Source organism: Mycolicibacterium moriokaense (assembly GCF_010726085.1).
In the GTDB taxonomy this organism is placed as follows: Bacteria; Actinomycetota; Actinomycetes; order Mycobacteriales; family Mycobacteriaceae; genus Mycobacterium; species Mycobacterium moriokaense.
The window spans coordinates 2,359,155-2,383,245 of sequence record NZ_AP022560.1 but is presented as its reverse complement, the minus strand read 5'-3'; the positions used below and the strand labels follow the sequence as shown (position 1 = coordinate 2,383,245).

26 protein-coding genes and 1 pseudogene are annotated in these 24,091 nt (G+C 65.7%); 11 read left to right on the top strand and 16 right to left on the bottom strand.

Annotated features, from left to right (window positions below; translation table 11 throughout):
• Window position 1: 1 nt before the first annotated feature.
• The 12 genes and pseudogenes from G6N43_RS11725 to G6N43_RS11670 all read right to left on the bottom strand — a co-directional run bounded on the left by G6N43_RS11725 (window position 2) and on the right by G6N43_RS11670 (window position 9,226).
• On the bottom strand, window positions 2-196 hold the full coding sequence (locus tag G6N43_RS11725) for a ferredoxin (protein ID WP_083153187.1): 195 nt from the start codon (window positions 194-196) through the stop codon (window positions 2-4).
• Complete coding sequence (locus G6N43_RS11720; RefSeq protein ID WP_083153184.1) at window positions 193-1,479, bottom strand: cytochrome P450; 1,287 nt, start codon at window positions 1,477-1,479, stop codon at window positions 193-195. The genes G6N43_RS11725 and G6N43_RS11720 overlap by 4 nt, the downstream gene beginning before the upstream one ends.
• 111 nt (window positions 1,480-1,590) lie before the next feature.
• Window positions 1,591-2,436, bottom strand: a complete 846-nt coding sequence (locus G6N43_RS11715; RefSeq protein ID WP_083153182.1) for a TauD/TfdA dioxygenase family protein — start codon at window positions 2,434-2,436, stop codon at window positions 1,591-1,593.
• Between the two features lie 19 nt (window positions 2,437-2,455).
• Entirely contained in the window at window positions 2,456-2,791 is a 336-nt protein-coding gene (locus G6N43_RS11710; RefSeq protein ID WP_083153458.1) for a hypothetical protein, read from the bottom strand.
• A 2-nt stretch (window positions 2,792-2,793) separates the two neighbouring features.
• Entirely contained in the window at window positions 2,794-4,065 is a 1,272-nt protein-coding gene (locus tag G6N43_RS11705; RefSeq protein ID WP_083153179.1) for an aromatic ring-hydroxylating oxygenase subunit alpha, read from the bottom strand.
• Between the two features lie 45 nt (window positions 4,066-4,110).
• Entirely contained in the window at window positions 4,111-4,854 is a 744-nt protein-coding gene (locus G6N43_RS11700) for an SDR family NAD(P)-dependent oxidoreductase (protein ID WP_083153456.1), read from the bottom strand.
• 17 nt (window positions 4,855-4,871) lie between these two features.
• Window positions 4,872-5,153: pseudogene (locus G6N43_RS11695) on the bottom strand (2Fe-2S iron-sulfur cluster-binding protein); the annotation flags it as partial.
• 33 nt (window positions 5,154-5,186) lie between these two features.
• Window positions 5,187-5,639, bottom strand: a complete 453-nt coding sequence (locus G6N43_RS11690; protein ID WP_083153454.1) for a MarR family winged helix-turn-helix transcriptional regulator — start codon at window positions 5,637-5,639, stop codon at window positions 5,187-5,189.
• A gap of 7 nt (window positions 5,640-5,646) precedes the next feature.
• Window positions 5,647-6,909: a metal-dependent hydrolase family protein gene (locus G6N43_RS11685; protein ID WP_163658073.1), complete on the bottom strand. Its 1,263-nt coding sequence runs from the start codon at window positions 6,907-6,909 to the stop codon at window positions 5,647-5,649.
• Window positions 6,906-7,235 (bottom strand): hypothetical protein, encoded by a 330-nt coding sequence (locus G6N43_RS11680; RefSeq protein WP_083154734.1) that lies wholly within the window; start codon window positions 7,233-7,235, stop codon window positions 6,906-6,908. The genes G6N43_RS11685 and G6N43_RS11680 overlap by 4 nt, the downstream gene beginning before the upstream one ends.
• 3 nt (window positions 7,236-7,238) lie before the next feature.
• Window positions 7,239-8,504: an aromatic ring-hydroxylating oxygenase subunit alpha gene (locus tag G6N43_RS11675; protein ID WP_083154732.1), complete on the bottom strand. Its 1,266-nt coding sequence runs from the start codon at window positions 8,502-8,504 to the stop codon at window positions 7,239-7,241.
• A 119-nt stretch (window positions 8,505-8,623) separates the two neighbouring features.
• Window positions 8,624-9,226, bottom strand: coding sequence for a TetR/AcrR family transcriptional regulator (locus tag G6N43_RS11670; protein WP_083154730.1), 603 nt, complete (start codon window positions 9,224-9,226; stop codon window positions 8,624-8,626).
• Window positions 9,227-9,313: 87 nt separating this feature from the next.
• On the opposite strand from G6N43_RS11670, the gene G6N43_RS11665 reads away from it, so the two are divergent.
• From G6N43_RS11665 to G6N43_RS11655, 3 genes are read left to right on the top strand one after another with little or no spacing between them, the layout of a single operon-like run.
• The gene (locus tag G6N43_RS11665) at window positions 9,314-10,474 is read left to right on the top strand and encodes a spirocyclase AveC family protein (RefSeq protein ID WP_083154765.1); all 1,161 of its coding nucleotides are present in this window, start codon (window positions 9,314-9,316) and stop codon (window positions 10,472-10,474) included.
• A gap of 1 nt (window position 10,475) precedes the next feature.
• On the top strand, window positions 10,476-11,294 hold the full coding sequence (locus G6N43_RS11660; RefSeq protein WP_083154729.1) for a CbbQ/NirQ/NorQ/GpvN family protein: 819 nt from the start codon (window positions 10,476-10,478) through the stop codon (window positions 11,292-11,294).
• Window positions 11,291-12,985, top strand: coding sequence for a nitric oxide reductase activation protein NorD (locus tag G6N43_RS11655; protein ID WP_083154727.1), 1,695 nt, complete (start codon window positions 11,291-11,293; stop codon window positions 12,983-12,985). The genes G6N43_RS11660 and G6N43_RS11655 overlap by 4 nt, the downstream gene beginning before the upstream one ends.
• Before the next feature lie 23 nt (window positions 12,986-13,008).
• Here G6N43_RS11655 and G6N43_RS11650 read toward each other — a convergent pair whose 3' ends face one another.
• Both G6N43_RS11650 and G6N43_RS11645 read right to left on the bottom strand, forming a co-directional pair.
• Complete coding sequence (locus tag G6N43_RS11650) at window positions 13,009-13,866, bottom strand: PDDEXK-like endonuclease domain-containing protein (RefSeq protein ID WP_083154725.1); 858 nt, start codon at window positions 13,864-13,866, stop codon at window positions 13,009-13,011.
• A gap of 97 nt (window positions 13,867-13,963) precedes the next feature.
• On the bottom strand, window positions 13,964-15,139 hold the full coding sequence (locus G6N43_RS11645; RefSeq protein ID WP_083154724.1) for an acyl-CoA dehydrogenase family protein: 1,176 nt from the start codon (window positions 15,137-15,139) through the stop codon (window positions 13,964-13,966).
• A gap of 56 nt (window positions 15,140-15,195) precedes the next feature.
• Between G6N43_RS11645 and G6N43_RS11640 the strand changes: the two genes are divergently transcribed.
• Genes G6N43_RS11640 through G6N43_RS11630 form a run of 3 tightly spaced genes read left to right on the top strand, consistent with a single transcriptional unit; the run spans window position 15,196 to window position 17,836 of the window.
• Window positions 15,196-16,110 carry an NAD-dependent epimerase/dehydratase family protein gene (locus tag G6N43_RS11640; protein ID WP_083154722.1) on the top strand — a complete coding sequence of 305 codons (915 nt, stop codon included), beginning with the start codon at window positions 15,196-15,198 and terminating at the stop codon, window positions 16,108-16,110.
• Window positions 16,111-16,120: 10 nt separating this feature from the next.
• The gene (locus G6N43_RS11635; protein WP_083154721.1) at window positions 16,121-16,864 is read left to right on the top strand and encodes a hypothetical protein; all 744 of its coding nucleotides are present in this window, start codon (window positions 16,121-16,123) and stop codon (window positions 16,862-16,864) included.
• A 9-nt stretch (window positions 16,865-16,873) separates the two neighbouring features.
• Entirely contained in the window at window positions 16,874-17,836 is a 963-nt protein-coding gene (locus tag G6N43_RS11630; protein WP_083154719.1) for a TIGR03564 family F420-dependent LLM class oxidoreductase, read from the top strand.
• Between the two features lie 18 nt (window positions 17,837-17,854).
• Here the strand turns inward: G6N43_RS11630 and G6N43_RS11625 are convergent, their stop codons facing one another.
• Both G6N43_RS11625 and G6N43_RS11620 read right to left on the bottom strand, forming a co-directional pair.
• The gene (locus tag G6N43_RS11625) at window positions 17,855-18,289 is read right to left on the bottom strand and encodes a VOC family protein (RefSeq protein WP_083154718.1); all 435 of its coding nucleotides are present in this window, start codon (window positions 18,287-18,289) and stop codon (window positions 17,855-17,857) included.
• A 2-nt stretch (window positions 18,290-18,291) separates the two neighbouring features.
• Window positions 18,292-19,047 (bottom strand): SDR family NAD(P)-dependent oxidoreductase, encoded by a 756-nt coding sequence (locus G6N43_RS11620; RefSeq protein ID WP_083154716.1) that lies wholly within the window; start codon window positions 19,045-19,047, stop codon window positions 18,292-18,294.
• A gap of 63 nt (window positions 19,048-19,110) precedes the next feature.
• Here G6N43_RS11620 and G6N43_RS11615 point away from each other — a divergent pair, with 63 nt between their 5' ends.
• From G6N43_RS11615 to G6N43_RS11595, 5 genes are read left to right on the top strand one after another with little or no spacing between them, the layout of a single operon-like run.
• Window positions 19,111-19,767 carry a TetR/AcrR family transcriptional regulator gene (locus G6N43_RS11615; protein ID WP_179967998.1) on the top strand — a complete coding sequence of 219 codons (657 nt, stop codon included), beginning with the start codon at window positions 19,111-19,113 and terminating at the stop codon, window positions 19,765-19,767.
• Entirely contained in the window at window positions 19,764-20,774 is a 1,011-nt protein-coding gene (locus tag G6N43_RS11610) for a zinc-dependent alcohol dehydrogenase (protein ID WP_083154713.1), read from the top strand. Before G6N43_RS11615 ends, G6N43_RS11610 begins: the two co-directional genes overlap by 4 nt.
• 13 nt (window positions 20,775-20,787) lie before the next feature.
• Window positions 20,788-22,089 (top strand): acyl-CoA dehydrogenase family protein, encoded by a 1,302-nt coding sequence (locus tag G6N43_RS11605; protein WP_083154711.1) that lies wholly within the window; start codon window positions 20,788-20,790, stop codon window positions 22,087-22,089.
• Between the two features lie 38 nt (window positions 22,090-22,127).
• Window positions 22,128-23,111: a phosphotransferase family protein gene (locus G6N43_RS11600; RefSeq protein ID WP_179968035.1), complete on the top strand. Its 984-nt coding sequence runs from the start codon at window positions 22,128-22,130 to the stop codon at window positions 23,109-23,111.
• A complete protein-coding gene (locus G6N43_RS11595) occupies window positions 23,108-24,073 on the top strand; it encodes an NADPH:quinone oxidoreductase family protein (RefSeq protein WP_083154707.1) in 966 nt (321 codons plus the stop codon). The genes G6N43_RS11600 and G6N43_RS11595 overlap by 4 nt, the downstream gene beginning before the upstream one ends.
• The last annotated feature ends 18 nt before the right edge of the window (window positions 24,074-24,091 follow it).

Genomic DNA, 24,091 nt, shown 5'->3' with positions numbered 1-24,091 from the left:
ATTATCCGTCGATTTCAGAGATGGCTTGTTCCGGGCAGTTGGCGATGGCGTCCTTGGCCGCGCTCTCGAGACCCGCGGGCACCTCGGACGGGTCCGCGACCGCCCAACCGTCGTCGGTCATTTGGAAGACCTCCGGGCACAGCGTCAGGCACATGCCGTGGCCGGCGCAGCGGTCCTCGTCGACGGTGACCCTCATGGCTGGTCCTCGGCGAGATCGAATTCCAGATGCAGTTCCGTCAGCCCGCGCAGGATATATGTCGGAATGTATTGGTAGTTGCGGTTACTCGCGGGTCCGTGGTGCGCCTCGCTGATGCGGATGTCGGTCGTGCGATCGAGGAGACGCTCGAGACCGACCCTGGTCTCCGCGCGAGCCAACGGAGCGCCGGGGCAGCTGTGGATTCCCCTGCCGAACGCCAGATGCTGGCGCGCGTTCTTGCGTTCGGGGTCGAACGTGTCGGGATCCTCGAACCGGCGAGGGTCGCGGTTGGCTGCACCGTTGATCACCATCAGCGTGCACCCCGCGCCGATCTCCTGATCGCCGACAGTCGTCGGCACCCGCGACAACCGGAAGTCGCCCTTGACCGGACTCTCGATGCGCAGGCACTCCTCGATGAAGTTCGGCAGCAGGCTGCGGTCGTCGCGCAGCCTGCGCTGAATATCGGGGTTGTCGCCGATCACCTTCAGCGCGGTGGACAGCAGCCGCACCGTCGTTTCCTGCCCCGCGGAGAACACGTTGGTGGCCACCCGGACGACGTCACCGACCTCCGGCATCGTGCCGTCCGGGAAGGTGGCCGTTGCGAGCCCGGTGAGCACGTCGTCGCGCGGCTCTGCCCGCCGGTCCTCGACGTAGGTCGCGAACACCTCGTACAGGTACTCCAGCGGCGTCTTGGCCAGGGTCTTCTCGGCGTTGCCCAGCCCGCTGCCGTGCGTACCGCGTGCGAGCCGCTCCAGCAGCTCGGGGCGGTCCTCGTCCGGCACGCCGAGCAGGTCGGCGATGACGCGCAGTGTGAACGGACCGGCGAAGCCCTTGATGAACTCGCCCTCACCGGGGGCCAGGAAGTCGTCGAGGATGTCGTCGGCGAGCTGCCACATCGCGTCCTCGTTCTCCTTGAGGCGCTTGGGCGTGATCAGCCGCATCAGCAACGCACGGTGATTCGTATGCGTCGGCGGGTCGAGTGTCGGCAGCTGATCGCTGAACGGAATCTCGTCGCGGTGCGCTTCGATCAGCTCGGTGACGTCGTCACCCTCGAGGGGGACGGGAAACCCGGGGAACGGGCCCGTCACCGAGATGCAGGACGAGAAGGTCTCTGCGTCGTTGTAGACGTCGACGGCCTCCTGCCAGCCGGTCACCATCGTCACGCCGTAGTGATCCTCGCGGGTGACCGGGCACTTGTTGCGAAGCGCCTCGTAGAACGGGAACGGGTCATCCGTCAGGCGACTGTCCCGGAAGAAATCGACCGAGGTGAGGTCCTCCGTCATGCGTCACTCCGTAATCTCTGGTGAGTACGAGAACGTGATTCTCATATGCGGGTATTAGATTTCCATAGTGGCACGTTGGCGTCAACGAGAGGGCTGTGCACCCGCTCAGCGCTACTGGATGGGCTCGTCGCCCAGGACGGTGGTTCGTAGCATTTCCCGAGGTGAATCCGGGTCATACGGAGCGGCCCGATGCAGGACCCCGCGGTTGTCCCAGATGACGGTGTCCCCGACCGACCAACTGTGGCGATAGACCTTCTCGGCCGTCGTGGCGCGGTCGAGCAGCTCGGCGAGCAGCGCCCTGCCATCCTCGAGATCCATCCCGACCACGTAATCGGCGGAGGCCCCGAGCACCAGCGAGCGGCGGCCGTTGCGGTGCGTCCAGACGAGTGGATGCTCGTGCGTGGGCCTGGCTCGCCACCGCGCCAGCAGCTCGGGTGACGGATCGGGCGTGATGCGACGCTGCGACGCCTCCAGCGAGTGCACGACGCGCAGTGACGACAGGCGCTCCTTCTCGTCCTCGGTGAGCGTGTCGTAGGCGCCGTAGCTGCTCGCGAACTCGGTCTCCCCTCCACGCTCGGCCACCTGCCGGGCCGACAGCAGCGTGGCCTTCTGCGGGTACTCGTCGTTGGTCGGCGTGCACCCGTCGATATGCCAGTCGAACGTCGCGCGCAGATACGCCGCCGACGCGTTCTTGGACTTGTCGAGCGTGACCGGATAGATGCCCGCGACGGGATGATGCCCATCCGAGGAGTGGTCGACCTCGCCGAGTCGGCGGCAGAACTCCACCTGAGCCTGCGGATCGAGATGCAATTGCGGAAACACCAGCACGCCGTTGTCTTCGAGCGCTTCGAGCACCGCAGCGCCCATCGCGTCGTCGGCCACCAGGCGGTCGGAATCCAGTCCGATTACCTCGGCACCGACCGAGGACGTGAGCTTGTTGATGGTCAGCACAGTCATTTTCGAGTCGTCCTGTCTGTCACGGCACCGGCGCGCTGACGCGGTGCAGTTCCGCGTCCGCAGAGTCGGTCGGTTTCTGAGTGCCGAAGACCTCGACGGCCATCGAAACCATGATCATCGAATAGATGAGATGCAGCAGGTTCAGGACGTCCTCGGGCAGGTCATCGAGAGGAAACTTGTCGCAATAGTCGATCGCCTCCTCAAACCGTGGCGTGAAAGCATCGTAGAACTCGCGGATCTCGGGCATCGGGGTGGCCAATCGCGTGTTCCACCGTTCGGCTTCTGTTGCCAGACACCACTTCTCGGCGTAGGTCTCGAATTCGGCGAACGCACTCGGCAGTCGGGCGTCGGCCATGGTCACACCCCCACCGGACGGCGCTCGTTCTGGTATTCCTCGACCCAGTCGACGACCACCTTGTGCAGATGACGAACCAGGATCTCCTGGTCGTTGAGCGGGAAGTCGTCGACGATCGGCTCGTCCAGGCCGTACTCGAGGGCGGCCTGGGTACCACCGAGCATGCCGGCGTCCTGCAGCGCGAACTCCTTCAATACCACCGACGCGACTTCGTGTTCGATGCGTTCACGCACTGTGCGCGCGGGATGAAATGCGTTGTACGCCTCGAACCTGTGGGTGTTGTGCGACGTCGGCCAGTAGCGGTACAGCAGGTACCAGCCGTGGTAGATGAGGATCTCCAGGTTGGGGAAGATCTGGAAGTTGGTGATGCCCCACGGTTCGATGCCACCGGGGTTCAGGCCGGCGGAGAAATGCGTCTCCGGCGTCCGCCAGGGGCCGACCAGTCCGCTGCGGGTGGCCCGTTCGACGGGATACATGAACTCCGGATCGAGCAGCCACCGCCGGGTACCCGCGGTCGAGACCAGCCGGTGCGGCCCGTCGATCTGGAAATGTCCGCACTCGAACGTGGCATTGGGCTGGCGCACGGCCGACGGAACCTGTTGGGAATGCAGCGATGGCACGTGGTAGTACTCCTGGAAGGCGTCGGCGAAGATCTTCCAGTTGCTGTTGTTGTGCGCGATGAAGTCGTACCGCTCGGTCATCTGGCCGAACGGGTAGTCGTCCAGCGCCGTGATCATCGGTCCGAGGAACTCCCGCAGGCTCCACCGCGGCTGTGGATCGAAGTTGACGAAGATGAACCCGTTCCAGACGTCGCAGTGCACCGGACCGAGTCCGAACTGCTCGGTGTCGAGGTCGAAGAACTCGCCGGGCTGCTGCACGAAGGTCAGCGCGCCGTCGAGCCCGTAGCGCCATCCGTGGTACTTGCAGGTGAACTGGCGACAGGTGCCCTTGACCTCCTCATTGGGAAAGTCGTTCCACACCAGCTTGTTTCCGCGGTGGCGGCAGATGTTGTAGAAGGCGCGGATCGTGTCGTCCTTGCCCTTCACCACGATCACCGATGTCCGTGCGGCCTCGATCTCCTTGGTGAAGTAGCTGCCGACACGTGGCAGTTCCTCCACTCGGCCGACGTTCAGCCAGGCCCGTTTGAAGACCGCTTCGCGCTCGAGTTCGTAGAACTCGGGCGAGGTCGAATCGCGGAACGACACTCCTCCGGTGCCGAGTCCCGGGTAGTGCTCGGTCCAGCTGCCCTCGGCCGGTTTGGGCCACTTACCCATGTGAACCTCCCTCTGGTACTCCAAGATTCGGACGTGATGGCACGGTCACATCACCGATCCGCCGTTGACACCCAGGATCTGACCCGTGATGAAGCCGGCCTGCTCCGTGCAGAGGAACCCCACCGCGACAGCGACGTCTTCGGCGGTGCCGAGGTGCCCCAGCGGGACGCTCTGCGCCATCTGTTCGTTGGACGGAAGATGCCCCGCGGCCTGACCCGCGTGCTGCATCGGCGTCTCGATGGCCGACGGCGGAATGTTGTTCACCGTGATACCCGCTGGTCCGTATTCGCGGGCAAGCGATTTGGTCAACGACAGCAGCGCGCCCTTGGACGCGGCGTAGTGCGCCATTCGCGGCGAACCGCGCTGTGCGCTCGAGGACGAGATCATCACGATGCGGCCCCAGCCGGCCTCGACCATGTCCGGCACCGCCACCTGCGCGCAGTGAAATGTTCCTGTCAGGTTGACGTCGACCAGTCGTGTCCACTTCTCGGGTGTGATGTCGGTGAAGGCGCAGAAGTCGACCACACCTGCGCTGGTGACCAGGATGTGCACCGGGCCCAGTTCCGCGCGCACCCTCGCGAAGGCCGCCTCGACCGCCGCGCGATCGCTGACGTCGACCGCCGCACTCAGCGCCTCCACGCCCTTCTCTCGCAGCTGCTCCGAGACCCGTTGCGCCGCCTCGCCGTTGACGTCCAGAACTGCGATCTTGTGCCCACGGGCGCCGAGCTCGTGGCAGATCGCCTCCCCCATACCCGACGCACCACCGGTCACCACCGCAACTCGGTTCATCGCACGACCCTCCGTCACTACTCGTACACCACCCGCACGGCTCTGCTCGTCGGCAACGACTGGCAGGTCAGCACCCAGCCCTCCGCGACCTCGTCGTCTTCTAGTGCGTCGTTGTTCACCATGCGCGCGCTGCCCTCGACGATCCGGGCCATACACGATCCGCAGGAACCGATTTCGCACGAGTACGGCGGCTGCAGTGCCGCTGCGCGCGCACTCTGGAGCAGGGTCTCACCCTCGCGGTACTTCAGCGTGGTGGTCCGACCGTCGAGCTCGATCGTCACTTCCTCGGTCGCCTCGGCGACACAGGTCACGTCGTCTGGTGACATCTCGCGTCAGTCCCCGATGTGGTCGTTGAAGAGTGTGTGGCCGGTCCCCTTCTCCACTACCCGCGCCAGCAGGTCGCGCAGTGTCTCCTGCTCTTGGGGAGACAGCACGCCGAAGACGGCGTCGTGGGCTGCGATCGCGTCACCGACGACCGCGTTCGCCACCTCCCGACCCTCGGCGGTCAGCTGCGCCTGCAGGATTCGCGCGTGCTGCGGATCCGGCTTGCGCTCGACCAGGCCCCGCTGTTCCAGCGACTTCAGCGCGAGCTGCACTCCCTGCGGTGTGATCAACAGCCGGCGGGCGAGCTCTGCACCCGATAGCCCCGGTTCGTTGGCGAGCTGACGCAGGATGCCGATCTGCGCGGTGCTGACGCCGTGCTGGCTGACCGCGTCGTTCACCGCCGTCAGCGAGAAGTACCAGGCCTGCTTGAGGTGCCACAGCAGGTTGTCGACGAGCTCCATGCTCGTTTCACGCGCCATCGCTAATACCGTCCTGCTTGTAGACGCGGCCGTCCTTCATCACGAAGCGCACGTCGAGCGTGGTCGTGATGTCCTGCGACGGGTCGCCCGGCACCGCGATGATGTCGGCGAGGTAACCCGGTGCGAGACGGCCCAATTCGTCGTCGGTCTCGATCAGTTCGGCGCTGGTGACCGTGGCCGCGCGGAGCGCCTGCATCGGTGTCATACCGCGGTCGACGAGTGCACACAGCTCTTTCGCGTTCTGCCCGTGCGGGATCGCCGGCGCGTCGGTTCCGCAGGCGATCCGCACTCCGGCGGCGATCGCCTTGGGCAGCATCGCCTGTGCTTGCGGGAACACCACCTCCGCCTTCTTGCGGAGCTCAGGGGCGATGCGGTCGACGGCCATCGCCTCGGTCAGATAGGTGGTCGACACCAGGAACGTGCCGGTGTCGGCCATCAGCTTGATCGTGTCGTCGGTGGCGAGGAAACCGTGCTCGATGCAGTCGATCCCTGCACGAATGCAGGCCCGAATAGCGCTGTCCCCCACCGCATGCGCGGCCACGCGTACACCGGCGCGGTGTGCCTCGTCGGCGATCGCGGCGAACTCGTCGTCGGAGTACTGCTGCGCGCCCGGTGCCGTGCTGTGCGACATCACGCCACCTGACGCCGACACCTTGATCAACTTCGCGCCGTGCCGGACCTGGTAGCGCACGCACGCGCGCACGTCGTCCACACCGTTGGCGATGCCCTCGGCGACGGACAACGGCATGATGCCCGGTGCCAGCCGCTGGAACACCGTAGGGTCGAGGTGCCCCCCGTACGGGGTGATGGCATGTCCCGCCGGATAGATGCGGGGGCCGACGTGCCAACCCTGGTCGATGGCGCGTTGCAGTGCGACGTCGAGCAGATAGCCGCCCGTCTTCACCATGAGACCGAGGTTGCGGACGGTGGTGAAGCCGGCCTCCAGCGTGGTGCGTGCGTTGACCGCGCCACGCAGGGTGCGATAGACGGGGTCGTCCTGCACGCCGTGCATCGGGTTCGGTAGCCCTTCGGGACCGCCAGGACCGCCGATCAGCAGGTTGAGTTCCATGTCCATCAACCCCGGCAGCAAGGTCACGTCACCGAGGTCGACGACGGTGGCATCCGCAGGCAGCTCAGCGGGATTGACCTCCGCGATCCGATTGCCGTCCACCACGATCGCGGCAGGAGCGCGCACCTCGCCCGCGTCGATGTCGGCCCAGCGCTGGGCGCGCAGGACGGTCGGCCCGGTCACGGCACCGGTTCAGACAGGCAGTCCAACGACGCGGCGCCGGAGTCGGGCACGCGTGGCTGCTTCCAGCACTCGACCGGGAAGGACACCATGATCATCGAATACAGCAGGTGCATCAGGTTCAGGACGTCCTCGGGCATGTCGTCGAGGGAGAACTTGTCGCAGAACGCGATCGCCTCCTCCGCACGCGGGGTGATGGCGTCGTAGAACGCCTGCATCTCGGCCATCGAACTGGCCAACCGCTTCGCGTAGCGTTCGGGTTCGGTCGCCAGGCACCACTCCGAGAACCGTTCCAGGTCAGCGAATTCGGGCGGCAGCTTCGCAGTCATCGGTCACACCCCCGCCGTCTTGCGTTGGTACTCGTCCACCCAGGCGGCGGTCTCTTTGTGCAGATGGCGGATGAGCACTTCCTGGTCACACAGCAGGAACTCGTTGACGGCTCTGCCCTCGATCATCGTCTGGGTGGCCTCCAACGTGTTGGCATCCTGCAGTCCGTACTCCTTGAAGGAGACGGCCGCCAACTCCTGGGCGATGCGCTCGCGCGGGGTTCGCGGCTGCGGGAAGTACAACGTGCCCTCGAAAATGTGCGTGTTGTACGACGTCGGCCAATAGTGATAGGTCAGATACCACCCCTGGCCCCAGACCAGGATCACGAAGTTCGGGAAGAGCTGGAACGAATCCAGGCCCCACGGTTCGCATTTCGCGGGATTGAGGCCTTCGGGCATCGGTCCGAGATCCGGCTTGTCCCACGGCCCGAACAGTCCGCTCTGGCAGATGTCCTCCATTGGCTTGCGCATCTCGGGATCCATCTCCCACGCCCGGACACCCGACGTGCTCACCAACCGGTGCGGGCCGTCGATGCGGTAGTGCGGCGCCTCGAAGCCTGCCTCCGCGGCCGCTTTCGAATACGTCGACGGCGACTGGTTCGCGTGCAGGATGGGTGCGTGATAGAACTCCTGGAACGCATCCATGTAGAGCTTCCAGTTCGCCTTCACCTCTGAGCGGTAATAGAAGCGCGAGGTCATCTCGCCGAACGGATAGCCCTCGAGACCGGTGATCATCGGACCGAGGAAATCGCGCAGCCTCTGCTCGGGTTCGGGTGCGAAGTTCACGAAGATGAACCCCTCCCAGACCTCGCAGTGCACAGGCACCAGCCCGTAGCGACTCTTGTCGAGGTCGAAGAACTCCCCCTCCTGCTGCACGAACGTCAGATTTCCGTCGAGGTCGTAGCGCCAGGCGTGGTACTTGCAGGTGAACTGCCTGCACACCCCGCTGGTCTCTTCCAGCGGCATGTCGTTCCACACCAGCTTGTTGCCGCGGTGACGGCAGATGTTGTGGTACGCCTTGACCTCTCCGGAGGTGGTTCGCACCACGATGATCGAGGTGTTGACGACCTTCAGTTCCTTGGTGAAGTAGCTGCCTTTGCGCGGAAGTTGTTCGACGCGACCGACATTGAGCCAGGCGCGTTTGAACACGGCCTTGCGTTCGGTCTCGTAGTACTCGGGGCTGATCGAGTCCTCATAGGAGACGGGGTCCGTGCCGAGTTCCGGATAGTGCTCCGTCCAGCTGCCTTCGGGTGGTTTCGGGAATCGAGCCATCGCATGTTCCTGTCGACATCTGTGGGGGCTGTAGAGCTGACGCTATCTGCTCGACGAATCAATCGCAAGTAGTTGATATTCATCCGTTGCGTCACGGCGTCGTGACAGAAATGCCCTGGTCAGGGCAGTTTGATCGCGGACGCGTACATCTCGATGATGGGCCGGTAGAGGTCGACGTCATCGAGTTCGCTGCCGAGGACAACGGCGTCGCTGGTGGCGATGAGCACCTGAGCGAAGGTACGCGGGGGGATCAGCAGGGCGCCCCCCATCCGGTCTATTCCGTTGACGATGAACTTGGTCAGCGCCTCCACGACCTCAGACCTCTTGGCGGCCACCCGTTCCCGCGCGTCGGGGTTGCGCAGCAGATACAGCGTGAACTCGTGTCCGAGCGCGGCGTGTTCGGCGCCGCGGTCGCGGCTGAGCTTGCGCCACCGCTTGGCGATCTCGTCGAACTCGCGGGCGCCGATCTGCTTGGCCGACGCCATGACCTCGGCGAAATTGTCGAAGTAGCGACGCCAGTAGCGGTCGCTGACGGCCAGGAAGAGGTCTTCTTTGGTCGAGAAGTGTTTGTAGATCGCACCCTTGGTATAGCCGGCGGCACGCGCGATGTCGTCGAGACTGGCTGGGGTGAAACCCTTTTCGGCGAACACTTCCTCGGCGGCGTCGAGGAGGAGCGAACGGGTGCGTTCCAGGCGTCGCTCCCTGGTCCATTCCTCCACCATGGCCCGAGTCTGCCACAGAATCTAAGATCCCCATTGGATACTGAGATACTCGGTGGTATCTTGGCCGACGATGAGAGGGGCGTCGTCGTGAGCGATCTGTCGAACAGGAAACCCGCGACCACCGAATCACTGGACACCGCCGGCCTGGATACGCCGGCGACACCCTCGCGGCGCGTCTACTACTGGGCGACCGCGGGCGGCCTCATCCTGGCCCTGCAGGGCTACGTGTGGATCCGCTGGATCACCGGCCCCTACTTCACGCGCGTCGACCCCGGGCCGACCGATCCGCCGACCTTCATGAAGGTCGCGCTGATGCTCTGGCAGATCGGCTCACCGGTGCTGTTCCCCGTCGCCATCTGGTGGTTCATCATCCGGCCGTGGCGACGGGAACGACGGATCACGTTGGACGGCATGATCATGGTGTCCACGGGATTGTTCTTCTTCCAGGACCCGCTGCTGAACTACATCAACACCTGGTGCACCTACAACGCCTGGGCGTTCAACATGGGCTCGTGGGCACCGCACGTCCCGGGTTGGCTCTCCCCGGAGCGGCCGGGCGCGCAGGTGGCTGAACCCTTGGGAATCAACGTCTCTGGCTACGCCTACGGCGTGCTGCTATGCACGATCTTCGGCTGCTGGGTGATGCGCAAGGCGCAACAGCGGTGGCCACGGCTCGGCACCAAAGGCCTGATCGGAGTGGCGTTCGCGTTCGGGTTCGTCTTCGACTTCGTAATGGAGGGCCTCGTGTTGATGCCGTTGGGGATGTACACCTTCCCCGGCGCCATACAGTCACTGTCGATCAACGCCGGCACCTACTACCAGTGGCCGATCTACGAGGGCCTGATGTGGGGCGGCGTGCAGGCCGCGCTGTGCTGCCTACGGTTCTTCACCGATGACCGCGGCCGCACCGTCGTCGAACGCGGATTGGACAACGTCCGAGGCGGTTTCGCCAAACAGCAGTTCGTCCGCTTCCTGGCGATCTTCGCCGCGATCAGCGCGTCGTTCTTCGTCTTCTACATCATTCCCGCGCAGTTCATGGCTACGCATGCCGACCCGTGGCCCGAGGATGTGCAGAAGCGCTCGTACTTCACGTCGGGGATCTGCGGCGACGGCACCGACCGGCCGTGCCCGGATCCGTCGCTGCCGATTCCCACCAGACACTCCGGCTACATCAACACCGACGGTCAGCTGGTTCTCCCGGAGGGGGTTGAGATGCCGACGGTCGTGCCCCACGAGCGGGGCGACTGAGTTGTCGACCGACAACGGTGCCGTCATCGAAACCCGGTCGACTGCACCGTACTACCGGCCGGTCCGCGATGAGGTGGAGGTTTTCCGCGCCGCGGCCCGTCGCGGACTGCCGGTGCTGCTGAAGGGACCCACCGGCTGCGGCAAGACCAGGTTCGTGGAGGCGATGGCGCATGAACTCGGCCGCGATCTGATCACCGTGGCCGGCCACGAGGACATGACATCAGCCGACCTGGTCGGCCGGTTCCTGCTCAAGGGCGGTGAAACCGTCTGGGTGGATGGGCCGTTGACGCGGGCCGTGCGCGCGGGGGCGATCTGCTATCTCGACGAGATCGTCGAGGCGCGCCAGGACACCACCGTGGTGATCCATCCGCTCGCCGACCACCGGCGGGAGCTGCCGGTCGACCGGCTCGGCACGACGCTGTCGGCCGCGCCAGGATTCCAGTTGGTCATCTCGTACAACCCGGGCTACCAGAGCGTGCTGAAGAACATCAAGGAGTCGACGCGACAACGGTTCGTGGCAATCGAATTGGACTTCCCGCCACCGGATGCCGAGGCCGAGATCGTCGCCCATGAAGCCGGGATCGACGGCGAGACGGCCCGCGCCCTCGTGGCGGTGGGCACCGCGATCCGCAGCCTCGACGGCTCTCCGCTCCGAGAGGCGTCGTCCACCCGCATGCTGATCCTCGCCGGCGGCCTCGCCGCCGAAGGACTCAGCCTACGCCGAGCCGTTCAGTCGGCGATCGTCGAAGCGCTGACCGACGACCGCGATGTCGTGCGCGCGCTCGGTGAGCTCGTCGACGCCGTACTCCCCCGGACGTGAGCGTCGCCGATTGCCAACAGCACGAGCGCTTTCGGCTGCTCGCGAACTTCATCGCCGGCAGAGCTGTTGAGATTGCCGAGGCACCGACCGGTCAGCCGGCGTACACCGACGGTCGTGCCGTGTTCGTCTCCGCTGAGGGTTCGCAGGATCGGCAGCGCCGAGAGGTGGTGCTGCAGTGCGCATTGCTCGGAGCCGGCAGTCTGGCTGCAGAGCTGATCAGACCGTTGCGCGCACGGCCGTCGCTCGCTCGCCGGTATCTCGCGCTCGAGGGCCGTCGCGTACTCGCCGACCTGAGCGCCCGACTACCCCTTGCCGCAGCAATACACATCGACTCGCCGAGCACCACCTCGGCCCTCGAGTCGCTCGAAACGGCCCGCGGTCGTGGTGAAGTCGCCGACCCGCCGTTTTGGTTCGGCGTCATCAAACCGTCCCGGTTGTTGACCGCCGAGGCGAACATGTCCGGACGAGCCACCGATGCCGATCTGCGGCTGCAGTTCCGTCCGGAATACGCGCAACCGGAGGAGGAAGAGTCGGACGACGAACCCGCAGAACCCAGCAAGATTCTGCGACTGTTCGACAACCCTCTGTTCAACTCCGAGGCGGTCGGGGACTTCCTCCGCAAGCTACTCGGCACCTCCCGTTCGTCGGGAGACAGTCGCGGCGGCGCGGAGATGCGAGTCGGCGCCGTAAGGCGCGGGCGCACGGCGACACCCGAAGCTCGACCGCTGCCCACCCGGATCCGCTTCATCGATGACGACCATCCGGGCGCCACGGTCGGTGTGGGCGGTGCACTTTATCCGGAGTGGGATGTGTTCGGGAACCGCTATCGCCCTGACTGGTGCCGCGTCATCGACTATCCGTTGACGACACACGCACAGGTCTCCGCGGCCGGGGTCCGTCGCGACGACATCCTGCGCCGGCGCCTGTCACGCATCGGCCTCGGGCCGAAGATGTTGCGTCGCAGGCCCGATGGCGACGAGCTCGACACCGAGGCGCTCGTCGATCTCGCGGTGGACCTCCGCTCGGGCTACTCACCGCCCGAACAGATCTACAACGAGCACCGCAAAGTCGCGCGGAATCTGGGTGTGCTGATACTCCTCGACGCGTCCGGCTCGGCGACCGACGCTGACCCCGACGGGCTGGCCGTCCACGAGCACCAGCGTCGGGCGGCTGCCACGATCGCCGCCACCCTCGAAGACCTGGGCGACCGTGTTGCGGTGTACGCCTTTCGATCCAAGGGCCGCCATGCCGTGCACCTACCGGCGATCAAGACCTTCGACCAACGCTTCGGCGTCACCGGACGGGCTCGGCTGAATCAACTGCAGCCGTCGGGTTACACCCGTCTCGGCGCCGCCGTCCGCGGCGCGGGCGAGATCCTCAAACGCGACGCCGGTACGCCGAACCGCTTGCTACTGGTGCTGTCTGACGGATTTCCATACGACGACGGCTACGAAGGACGATACGCGGAAGCCGACGCTCACCGGGCGCTGGAGGAGCTGCGGATCGACGGCGTTGGCTGCCTGTGCCTTTCGCTGGGGGCTGCTACCGCGGCTGACGTCCTCGAGCGCGTGTTCGGCGCAGCATGTTATGCCGCCGCCGCGACACTCGCCGACCTGAGCCCGCGGATGGACGAACTGTTCATGTCGTCGTTGCGCGAGCTCGCCGCCCCAAAACCTGCGATTTCGGTGTAGTTGGTCGCGCCCCGCGCGACTAGTTACACCGAAATCGCAGAACGAATGGTCGCAATCACCCGATCGGGATACTCGACCAGGTCGATCCAGGTGAAACGCAGCACCTGCCAATCCATCAACATGATGTTGTTCTGGCGGACACGGTCGCGATGAAAGTCGTCAGGTTCGCTGTGGTACGCAAGACCGTCGACTTCGATCGCCACCTTCGAGTCGGGGAATCCGACGTCCAGCATGTATCCGCCCACGCGATAGTTGGTCTGCCAGCCGGTGATGCCGGCCTTTCGCAGCAGCCTCACCAATAGACGTTCAGCTGCAGACCGTGCGCCATCATCGGCGGCCTGCAGGCGAATTCGCGCTGCCGGCGACCCGTACCGACCCTTGTTGCGCATGTGCGCTCGCCACAACTCGCTGAGCCGAACATCGTGTAGCAGCGCCCAGTCCATGATCTTCATGCCACCCCGGCGCCGAATCGCCGCCTCGACGACCGTGAACGGCACGGCGGTGACGAGAAGCCCTCGGCGCTCCACGATGTCGGCGGAATCCAAGTCTCGTCGCCGCAACACGGATTCCGGCCGGCGGCGACCGCTGGCGTTACGTGGCATCGTCACTTCAACACGATCCGGCGCGAACTGCGTCAGACCATGCCACCACGCGGCGGTCAGTCCACTGCCGACGGCATGGTCGCCATAAGCCCACACGCCGGCCCGGATACGGGACGCGTCGGTGAAGGGGCGGTCGTCTGCGAAGTACACGCCCCGCGAACAGCGACGCCACTCTCCCGACCGCACGCGCCGGTACACCGCATGCTTGCTCAGGCCCGCTTCGCGCGCGTGTTGCAACGTCACCACACCGTCGTGTCGGCGCAGAAACTCGTTGAGCACGTATCAATGGACGCAATACACCCAGCAATCGGTTCCACCCCTCGCGATTTCGGTGTCGAGAGTCGCGCCGACCGCGACCAACGACACCGAAATCGCCTCAACGCGCGGGCAACCCCAGCACGCGCTGCGCGATGATGTTGCGCTGGATCTCCGACGTGCCACCCGAGATGGTGCCGGCATAGCTGCTGATGTACCGGGTGAACCAGCTGGCGGTGAAAAGGTCTGGGCTGTAAGGGTTGTACGGACCCGTGAACACCGGACTGAGAAGACCGTCCGCACCGGCGCCGTCCAGCGCGTGGCGCAGCGCATTCTGCTCGGCTTCGGATCCGAGGAGCTTCAGCACCGAGATTCCCGGGATGTCGCGCTCGCCGCGTGCCGCCTGTCCGAGCGCGACCGAACCCAGCAGACGCAGCGCTTGGTAGTCCATCACCATGGTGGCGTAGCGATCGCGATTGACCTCGCCGTCGGGTTGATAGTCCTCCAGCAGCTGTTCGAGCCGGTTGGCGAATGCCATCCACATCATGGTGCGCTCATGTCCCAGTGACCCGTTGGCCACTTTCCAGCCACCGCCCAGCGGGCCGACGAGATTCTCCGCAGGCACCCGGACGTCGGTGAAGAACACCTCGTTGAAATCGACTTCGTCGCGTCCGTAGACCGATGCGAACGGACGACGCTCCACTCCCGGCGTGTCCGTCGGGATGATCAACGCGCTGATGCCTCTGTGTTTCGGCGCATCGGGGTCGGTGCGCACGAAGGTCAGGATGATGTCGGCATCGTGGGCGCCCGACGTCCACACCTTCTGCCCGTTCACCACGAAGTGGTCGTCCACCAGTTCGGCGCGGGTACTCAACCCCGCGAGATCCGATCCGGCGCCGGGTTCGCTCATGCCGAGCGCGGCCGTCATGTCGGCGCGCAGGATGGGCACGGCCCACCGCCGCTTCTGCTCCTCGGTGCCGAACGACAACAGCGACGCGGCGATGATGCCCACACCCTGCGGGTTGAACGCGTGGTAGATCCGTCGTCGCGAGAGCACCTCGCGGTGGACGAACTGCTCGAGGATGCCGGCGTTGCGACCGCCGTACTCGGGCGGGTTGCCAGGCAACAGCCAGCCGTGGTCGAACTGCACCCGCTGCCACCGCCTTGACCACTCCGGCACATGCGCGGTCGACGTCGACGGCTCGGCAGCCTCGGCCTCAGTGGGCAGGTGCTCGTCAAGAAACCGGACGAACTCCGCGCGAAACGCCTCGACCTCGGCATCGAAGGTGAGCTGCACGGCACAAGAGTATCAAGTACTTAACATTTGAGTCGTGGTGCGCTATGACTGATGGGATGCTCGACTCCGAAAAGATCCTGATCACCGGCGCGACCGGGAAGATCGCGTTCCCGATCGCGCGGGCGTTGGCGCAGCGCAACGAGGTGTGGGGCGCGGCGAGGCTCAGGAGCACGGCCGATCGCGACAAGCTCACCGCCGCGGGCATCACCCCCGTCGCGCTCGACATGAGCGTCGGAGACTTCTCGGTCCTTCCCGACGATTTCACCTACGTCTTCCACGCCGCCGTCGACCCCGGCTCGGGCGACTGGCAACAGTGCGTCGACACGAACGCGCAGAAATCCGGCGATCTGCTCTACCACTGCCGCGCCGCCAAGGGTTTCGTCTTCTGCTCGACCGGTTCGGTGTACGCGTATCAAGGACGACGACCGCTGCGCGAATCCGATCCGCCAGGTGTTCCGCTGCGCCCGAACTACAGCTTCTCGAAGATCGCCGCCGAATCCGTATGCACCTGGATCGCAAGGCAATACGACATACCGCTGACGATCATCCGGATCTGCTCCACCTACGGCCCGCAGGGTGGAGCACCCGCCGACCGGCTCGAGATGATGCTGGCGCACCAGCCCATCCGGCTGCACCCCGACAAACCGAACAACTACAACCCCATCTACGAGGACGACTACGTCGAGCTCGGTATCCGCGCGCTGGAGGTCGCGGCGACGCCGCCTATCGTCGTGAACTGGGCAGGCAGCGAGACCATCAGCGTCGAGGACTACTGCGCGTACATGGGTGAGCTTGTTGGTGTCGAACCCATCTTCACCTACACGGCAGATGCACATACCCCGTTGTGGCCCGACGTCACGTACATGCACGAGGTCCTCGGCCGGACAAAGGTGCACTGGCGCGACGGGTTCCGACGCATGATCGCCGCGCGACACCCCGAGATCGTCCTGCCCGAAACCTCGACGCCCTGAAGGACATCCGATGCAGCTACCCGGGACCCCCTCCGATGAGATCGACGACGTCCTTGCCACCGGTCGCGGCGATATCACCACGCTGTTCGTCTCGATGGCCACCCGGCATCCCGACGGCGCGGACGCCGAATACCTGCGCTGGCACACCCTCGACCACCGCCCCGAGCAGCACCGGCTGTCGGCCGTGCGCGCCTCGCTGCGGCTGGTGTCGACGCCCGAGTGTCGCGCCGCCCGCGCCGCGACCCACGACCCCCACAACTCGATCGACCACGTGATGACGTACTTCTTCACCGACATCGCGGGCATGGACGGCTTTCTCGCGCTGGCGAAGGCGCTCATCGGGGGCAAGCGGAAACTTCCGCTGCTGCCGCCGGTCGAACGCGGCATCTACGACGTGACACACAAGTCGGCGGCGCCCCGCGTGAAGATCGGTTCCGACGTGCTGCCGTGGTGGCCGGTGAAGGGGGTGTACCTGCTGCTGGAAAACGGTGGGGCCCCGACGGATCCGTTGCTTGGTGTCGACGGGGTGGCAGGTGTGTGGTCGGCGACGTCGCTGGACGTGGACGCGCGGTTGGCGAGCGCACCGGGCGGCCAGTCGATCACGTACTGCTTCCTCGACGACGACCCGGTGGTCACCGCGAAGCGGCTGGACCCGGTGCTGGCCACCCGGTGGGAGCAGACCGGTGTCGAACCGATGCTGGCCGCGCCCTTCTATCCCGTCGTCCCGCACGAGTGGGACCGCTATGTGCCGTAGGAGGACTCGATGCGGATCGGCTTGATGGTCGGCTCCGACAAGGAGCGTTCGCGTGCCGATCGGTTGACCGGACTCCTGGACGACGGAAAAGCCGCCGAGAGAGATGGTTTCGCCTCGTTCTGGATGCCGCAGGTGCCCGGCTATCTCGACGCGATGACGGCCGTCGCGCTGCTCGGGCAGGTCACCGACCACATCGAGATCGGCACCGCGGTGGTGCCGATCCAGACCCGCCATCCGCTGATCATGGCGCAGCAGGCGTTGACGACGCAGGTCGCGTGTGCGGGACGCTTCACACTCGGTGTCGGGCCGTCGCACCACTGGATCATCACCGACCAACTCGGGCTGCCCTACGACAAGCCGGCGCTGCTGGTGCGTGACTACCTCGACGTGCTCGATGCGGCCTTCTCCGGTCCCGGTCCGATCGCGGTGGACAACAACAGCTTTCATGTGCACAGCCCGGTGGACGTCACCGAGGCTTTCACGGTGCAGGTGCTCGTCGCCGCATTGGGCCCCGCGATGCTGCGGCTCGCAGGCGAACGCACGGGCGGAACGATTCTCTGGATGGCCGACGAGCGGGCGATCGGCGACTACGTCGTCCCGCGCATCGTCGCTGCGGCGGAGGCCGCGGGCCGGACCGGCATCCGCGTCGTCGCAGGCGTCCCCGTCGCACTGTGCTCGAACAGCGAGGTGGATCGCGCCCGGTCCTACGCCAGCGAGGTGCTCGGCCACGCCGACTTCTCCCCCAACTACGTGCGGCTGCTCGAGCACGGGGACGCCGAAGACGTCGGCGACACCATGGCGGCGGGCGACGACGCGAGCATCCTCGCCCGGTTGCGCCGGTATCGCGACGCCGGTGTCACCGACCTCGCCGTACGAGTCGTGCCGTTGGGCGACGACGCCAAGAGCCGCAGCGAATCACGTTCCCGGACACAGGAGTTCCTGGCCTCCAACATCGCGTCGCTGAGCTCGTGATACCCGGGCCGACGGCCCTCAGGAGACGTCCGAATCCGATTCCGGGGCATAGGAACCCATGAACTCCACGGGCACGCCGCCCATCGTGCAGAAGAACAGGTCGACGCCCGGGACACCGGTGTCGAACACGGTGACGTCGCTGGCGTGGGCCTTGGCCCGCTCGCGCGCACCGGCGAAGTCGTCGGTGAGAAACGACAGTGCCGCCAGGCCCTCGGGAGCGACGCCGCGCAAGTGCTCGGGAACGTCGAGCACCTCTACCAGACCGGCATCGCCGGTGCCCAGCATCGTGACATCCGCCCCGTCCGACGGCGGCCAACCCAGCGTCTTCTCCAGAATCTCCCCCGGCACGCGCATCTGGAACTGCACCTCCATGCCGACCACGTCCGTCAGGAAGGCGACGAACGTCGGCGCCGAATGGCTGCGCATCACCACGTGGTGGAGTCTTGGCGCCATGGCTATGCGCCCAGCATGACGAGGCCGCCGTCGATGGCGACGAGCTGACCGGTCATGAAATGTGAAGCGTCACTGCAGAAGAAGACCAGTGCTGGGCCCAGGTCAGTCTTCGGGTCACCCAGCGCACCGCCGAGTGGAATCGTCTTCTTGATCTCTTCGTCGATGAACGCCGCTGCGGCGGGGCCCAGGAACTCGCGTAACCGGTCGGCGCCGGGCGTCTGCACGGCGGGGGCCAGCGCGATCGCCGACACCTTCTCGGCGGCCCATGCCTTCGCGATCGAGCGGGTCCACGCTGACACCGCACCCTTGGTCGCGGCGTAGACGGCCGAGATCGGGCTGCCCATCACCGCCTCCCCCGACCCGAAGTTGATGATCCGCCCACCCCCGGTCTTACGCATCACCGCGTAGGCGGCCTGGTTGGTGAAGATGGTGGCCTTGAGGTTGGTCGCGACGAGGAAGTCAATGTCCTCGCCGGTGATCTGACCGGGGATGCCCGCCTGCCACAGACCGGCGGCGTGCAGCAGCACGTCGAGGCCACCGAGTTGCTCGACAGCCGTGGCCACCATGTCGTCCACCGCGGCGGCGTCCCGCACGTCGCACTGCAGCCATGAGACGCCGTCGACGTCGGGCGGAGGCGTCGTGTGGTAGGTCGCGACGACGCCGGCGCCCGCCTCCGTCAGCACTTCGACGGCTGCCGCGCCGATACCCGTCGCCCCGCCGGTCACCAGTATTCGTCTGCCATCCAAGGATCCTGTCATCACTAGATAGTTAGACAAACGTCAACTATATGCAAGCCCCAATACAGCTGTTACAGTGCGGCTGTGCCCAAGTCTGTGACGGCGAATGGCGTTGACGGTAGTCAGCGCCGCGCGTCGTTTCAGCGGGCCCGCTCGCACGAGACCAAGCGTGCTCTGGTGCAGGCGGCGATGGCGCTGTGGCGCACCAACGGCTACTCCCAGACCACGGTCGCCGACATCTGCCGTGCCGCGGGCGTGTCCCGTGCACTGTTCTACTTCTATTTCCCCGCCAAAGAGGACATCTTGTTCGAAGTCGGCCTGCTGTCGACGCGGGCGGCGCAGAAGACCGTGCGCGCGATGCTCGGCGCCGACTACGAGGTCGAGGACGTGATCGCGGAGGCGCTACGCAGCCTCGAACGTTCGATGGCGCGCAACCCGCGCGACCTCATCGTCGAGACGATCCTCGAGGGGTACCGGCACGAGCACCGGATCCTGTCCGGGCGCGAACAGACCGACATCGATGCCGACATGTTCGGCGACCTGTTCGCCAAGGCTCAGCGCGACGGCAAACTCGCTGCGGGTGTCGACGTGAAACATCTGTCGCACCTCGCCGGGATGCACGTCAGCGAGGGCGTGCGGCACTGGGCCTCAGGCGGTTTCGGCGGTCGGTCGTTCGCCGAGGTGGTCACTGACGATATCGCGGCCCTGGTGGCCGGATTCAACCTGAAGGCGGCGAAATGAAAGCGACGATGGTGACCGCGCCCGGTGAAACGGAGGTGCTCGACGTGCCGACACCGACGGTCGGACCGAACGATGCCCTGGTCAAGATGCGGGCGTGCGGTATCTGTGGATCCGATTCGCTGTACATCGCCATGGGCGGGATACCTCCCCGACAGGGGTGCCAACCGCTGGGACACGAACCGGCAGGTGAGATCGTCGAGATCGGCAGCGCCGTCACCGGAATCGCGGTCGGGGATCACGTCGTCATCAACCCGCTGGCCGCCCCTTCCGGATTCATCGGCAACGGCGGCCCGGGCGGTGCGCTCGCCGAGTACCTCCTCATCGAGGAGGCTGTCCGAGGGAAGAGCCTGGAAGTGGTGCCGGATCACATTCCGTTCGAGGTGGCGGCGCTCAACGAGCCGATGGCGGTGGCCCGGCACGCGGTCAACCAGTGCGCGCCTGCGCCGGGCGACAGAGTCGTGGTGTTCGGCGCAGGCCCGATCGGGCTGGGCGCGACCATGGCCTTCAGATCCCTTGGCGTAGCACACATCGTCGTCGTCGACCTGATTCCCAGCCGTCTGGACAAGGCGCTGAAAGTGGGCGCCGATGCGGTGATCAATACCGCGAACGAGGACCTCACAGCGCGTCTCATTGAACTGCACGGTCCTGGTGAGTCGATGTTCCCCGGCAAGGCGGACACCGATATCTATCTCGACGCCGCCGGTGTTCCCGCGGTGATCTCGGCGGCGATCGGTGCCGCCAAGACAGGCGCTCGCCTCGGCATCGTCGCGGTCCACAAGGAACCGGTGTCCGTCGACTTCCTCAGCGTCATGAGCAACGAGATCACGATCGTCGGATCAATGGCCTACCCCGACGAGATCTTCGAGGTCACCGCGGACATCGTCGCGAACTGGGAGAAATACGCCGAGATCGTCAGCCACACAATTCCATTCGACGACGTCGATGAGGCGTTGCGATTGGCCACCACCCCGGGCGCCGCCGACAAGGTCGTCGTCACGTTCAACTGAGAGGAGTCCCGACATGGCATGGGATTTCGAGACCGACCCCGAGTACCAGAAGGTGCTGGACTGGGCCGACGAGTTCGTCCGCCAGGAGGTCGAGCCGCTGGACCTGGCGTTTCCGCACCAGCAGTTCGTGCCGCTGGAGGGCAAACGACGCGACGCAGTCGACCCACTCAAGGATGAGGTGCGCAAGCGCGGGTTGTGGGCGACGCATCTGGGACCCGAACTCGGCGGGCAGGGCTACGGACAGCTGAAACTCGCACTGCTCAACGAGATTCTCGGCCGCTCGCAGTGGGCGCCGATCGTGTTCGGCTGCCAGGCCCCCGACACCGGTAACGCCGAGATCATCGCCCACTACGGCACCGAGGAACAGAAGCAGAAGTACCTCATGCCGTTGCTCAACGGTGAGTTGTTCTCCTGCTATTCGATGACCGAACCGCATGCGGGCGCCGACCCCACCCTGTTCAAGACCAGGGCGGTCCGCGACGGTGATGACTGGGTGATCAACGGCTGGAAGTTCTTCTCCTCCAACGCCCGAACGGCGTCGTTCCTCATCGTGATGGCGGTGACGAACCCGGACGTGAGCGCCTACCAAGGCATGTCGATGTTCCTCGTCCCCACCGACACACCGGGCGTGAACATCGTGCGCGACATCGGCCTCTACGGCGAACCCGAGGGCCAGGGTGGGCATGCGCTGATCCACTACGAAAACGTCCGGGTGCCGGCAGAGGCCCTGCTCGGAGGCGAGGGCCAGGCGTTCGTCATCGCCCAGACCCGACTAGGCGGTGGCCGCATCCATCACGCGATGCGCACCATCGGACTGGCCCAGCGGGCGCTCGACATGATGTGCGAGCGCGCGCTGAGTCGACAGACCCAGGGCAGCCGCCTTTCGGACAAGCAGTTCGTGCAGGGGTATATCGCCGACTCGTATGCGCAGCTGCTGCAGTTCCGACTGATGGTCCTCTACACCGCGTGGGAGATCGACAAGTACAACGACTACAAGAAGGTGCGCAAGGACATCTCCGCGGTGAAGGTCGCCATGCCGACGGTGCTGCACGATATTGCCTGGCGGGCAATGCAAGTGCACGGGGCGCTCGGCGTCACCAACGAGATGCCGTTCATGGGCATGGTGACGGGCGCGGCGGTGATGGGCTTGGCCGACGGCCCGACCGAGGTGCACAAGACGACCGTCGCCAAGCAGGTGCTGCGGGACTACCAGGCCACCGAAGACACCTGGCCTACCGAGTGGACGCCGCGCAAGCGGGAGGAGGCGCGGACCAAGTACGCGGACTTCCTCGAGCATCAGGTCGGCAACCTGTGAGCGAGAACGACATCGACGTCGCACGCCTGTCGGCGTGGATGGACGAAGCGGCACTGCCCGGCAAGGGCGAACCGCTGGAAACCCGGTTCCTGTCCGGCGGCACCCAGAACGTCATCTACGAGCTACGCCGCGGTGAGCACAGTTGCGTGCTCCGGATGCCGCCGCCGGGAGCCCCGCCGGATCGCGACAAGGGGATCCTGCGCGAGTGGCGGATCATCGAGGCCCTCGACGGTACCGATGTGCCGCACACCGCGGCCATCGGCGTGTGCCCGGATCCTGAAGTCCTCGGCAGGCCTTTCTATCTGATGGGGTTCGTCGACGGTTGGTCGCCGATGGACCAGCACGGCAAGTGGCCGGAGCCGTTCAACAGCGACCTCGCGACCCGACCGGGACTGTCGTTTCAATTGGCGGAGGGCATCGCGCTGTTGTCGAAGGTGGACTGGAAGGCCAAGGGGCTGCATGATCTTGGGCGTCCCGACGGCTTCCACGAACGACAGGTCGACCGGTGGACGGCGTTTTTCGAGCGCATCAAGGGCCGCGAGATCGACGGTCTCGACGTCGCCACCGAATGGCTGCGTAACCACCGCCCGCTCGACTTCATCCCCGGTCTGATGCACGGCGACTATCAGTTCGCCAACGTGATGTATCGGCACGGCGCACCCGCACAGCTCGCTGCGATCGTCGACTGGGAGATGGGTACCGTCGGCGACCCCAAGCTGGATCTTGGGTGGATGGTGCAGAGTTGGCCGGAAGATACCGACGCAAAGTCGGCGATGAGCTACGTCGACATGCGTGGAATGCCTTCGCGGGCCGAGGTTGTCGACCACTACGCCAAGGTGTCCGGCCGTCAGGTCGACGACCTCGACTACTACCTGGTGCTGGCCAAGTGGAAGCTCGCCATCGTGCTCGAACAGGGTTTCCAGCGTGCCGGGGACAACGAAAAACTGCTCGCCTACGGCCCCGTCATCCTGGACTTGATGCGGTCGGCGGCCGAGCTCGCCGAGTCCAGCGACTACCGGTGAGGGCAGCGGTCTGCCCGGCGTACGGACGGCCCGACGTCGTCCGCATCGAGGAACTCCCGTCGCCCACGGTCGGCCCGGGACAGGTTCGGGTACGTGTCGCGGCCGCGGCAGTGAACTTCCCCGATGTGCTGCTGATCGCTGACAAGTATCAGGTCAGCGTGCCGGCGCCGTTCGTCCCGGGGAGTGAGTTCTCCGGCGTCATCGTCGAAACCGGCTCGGATGCAGAGGGTTTCGCGGTCGGTGACCGGGTGACCGGTGCCGGGATGTACGGGGCGTTCGCCGAAGAGGTCGCCGTCGCGGCGGCGGGCCTCGCCCCAATCCCCGACAGTGTTGACGACCGCACCGCCGCTGCCTTCGGCGTCGCCTATCGGACGGCGTATCACACGCTGCGATCGGTGGCGCGGGTAAAAGCCGGTGACGAGGTGGTCGTGCTCGGCGCGGGCGGCGGCGTGGGCCTGGCCGCCGTTGCGCTCGCGGTGCAACTCGGCGCGTCGGTAACCGCCGTCGCCTCGTCCGACGAAAAGCTGGACGTGGCATCGTCATACGGCGCACGGCACGTAGTCAACCACAAGAGGGACGACCTGCGTGGCGCGCTCAAGGCTGTTCTGCCAGGCGGCGCCGACGCCGTGGTCGATCCTGTCGGCGGCGAATTGTCCGAGCCCGCCCTGCGCTCGCTGGGGCGGGGCGGACGGTTCGTCACAGTGGGTTTCGCGTCGGGCGACATCCCGCGCATCCCACTGAACCTGGTGCTGATGAAGGGAATCGCGGTGCTGGGCTTCCAATTCCAGGACGTTCCGCCCGACGAGTTCACCCGCAACGAAGACGAATTGCGCGAGCATCTCGTCAGCGGCCGGGTGCGACCGCACGTCGGGGCGGTCTACCCGCTGACCGAGACGGTTCGGGCGCTCGAGCACGTCGCCGACGGGCGCGCCATCGGCAAGATACTGATCGACCTGACCTGATCCCTGCGATTTGTGTGC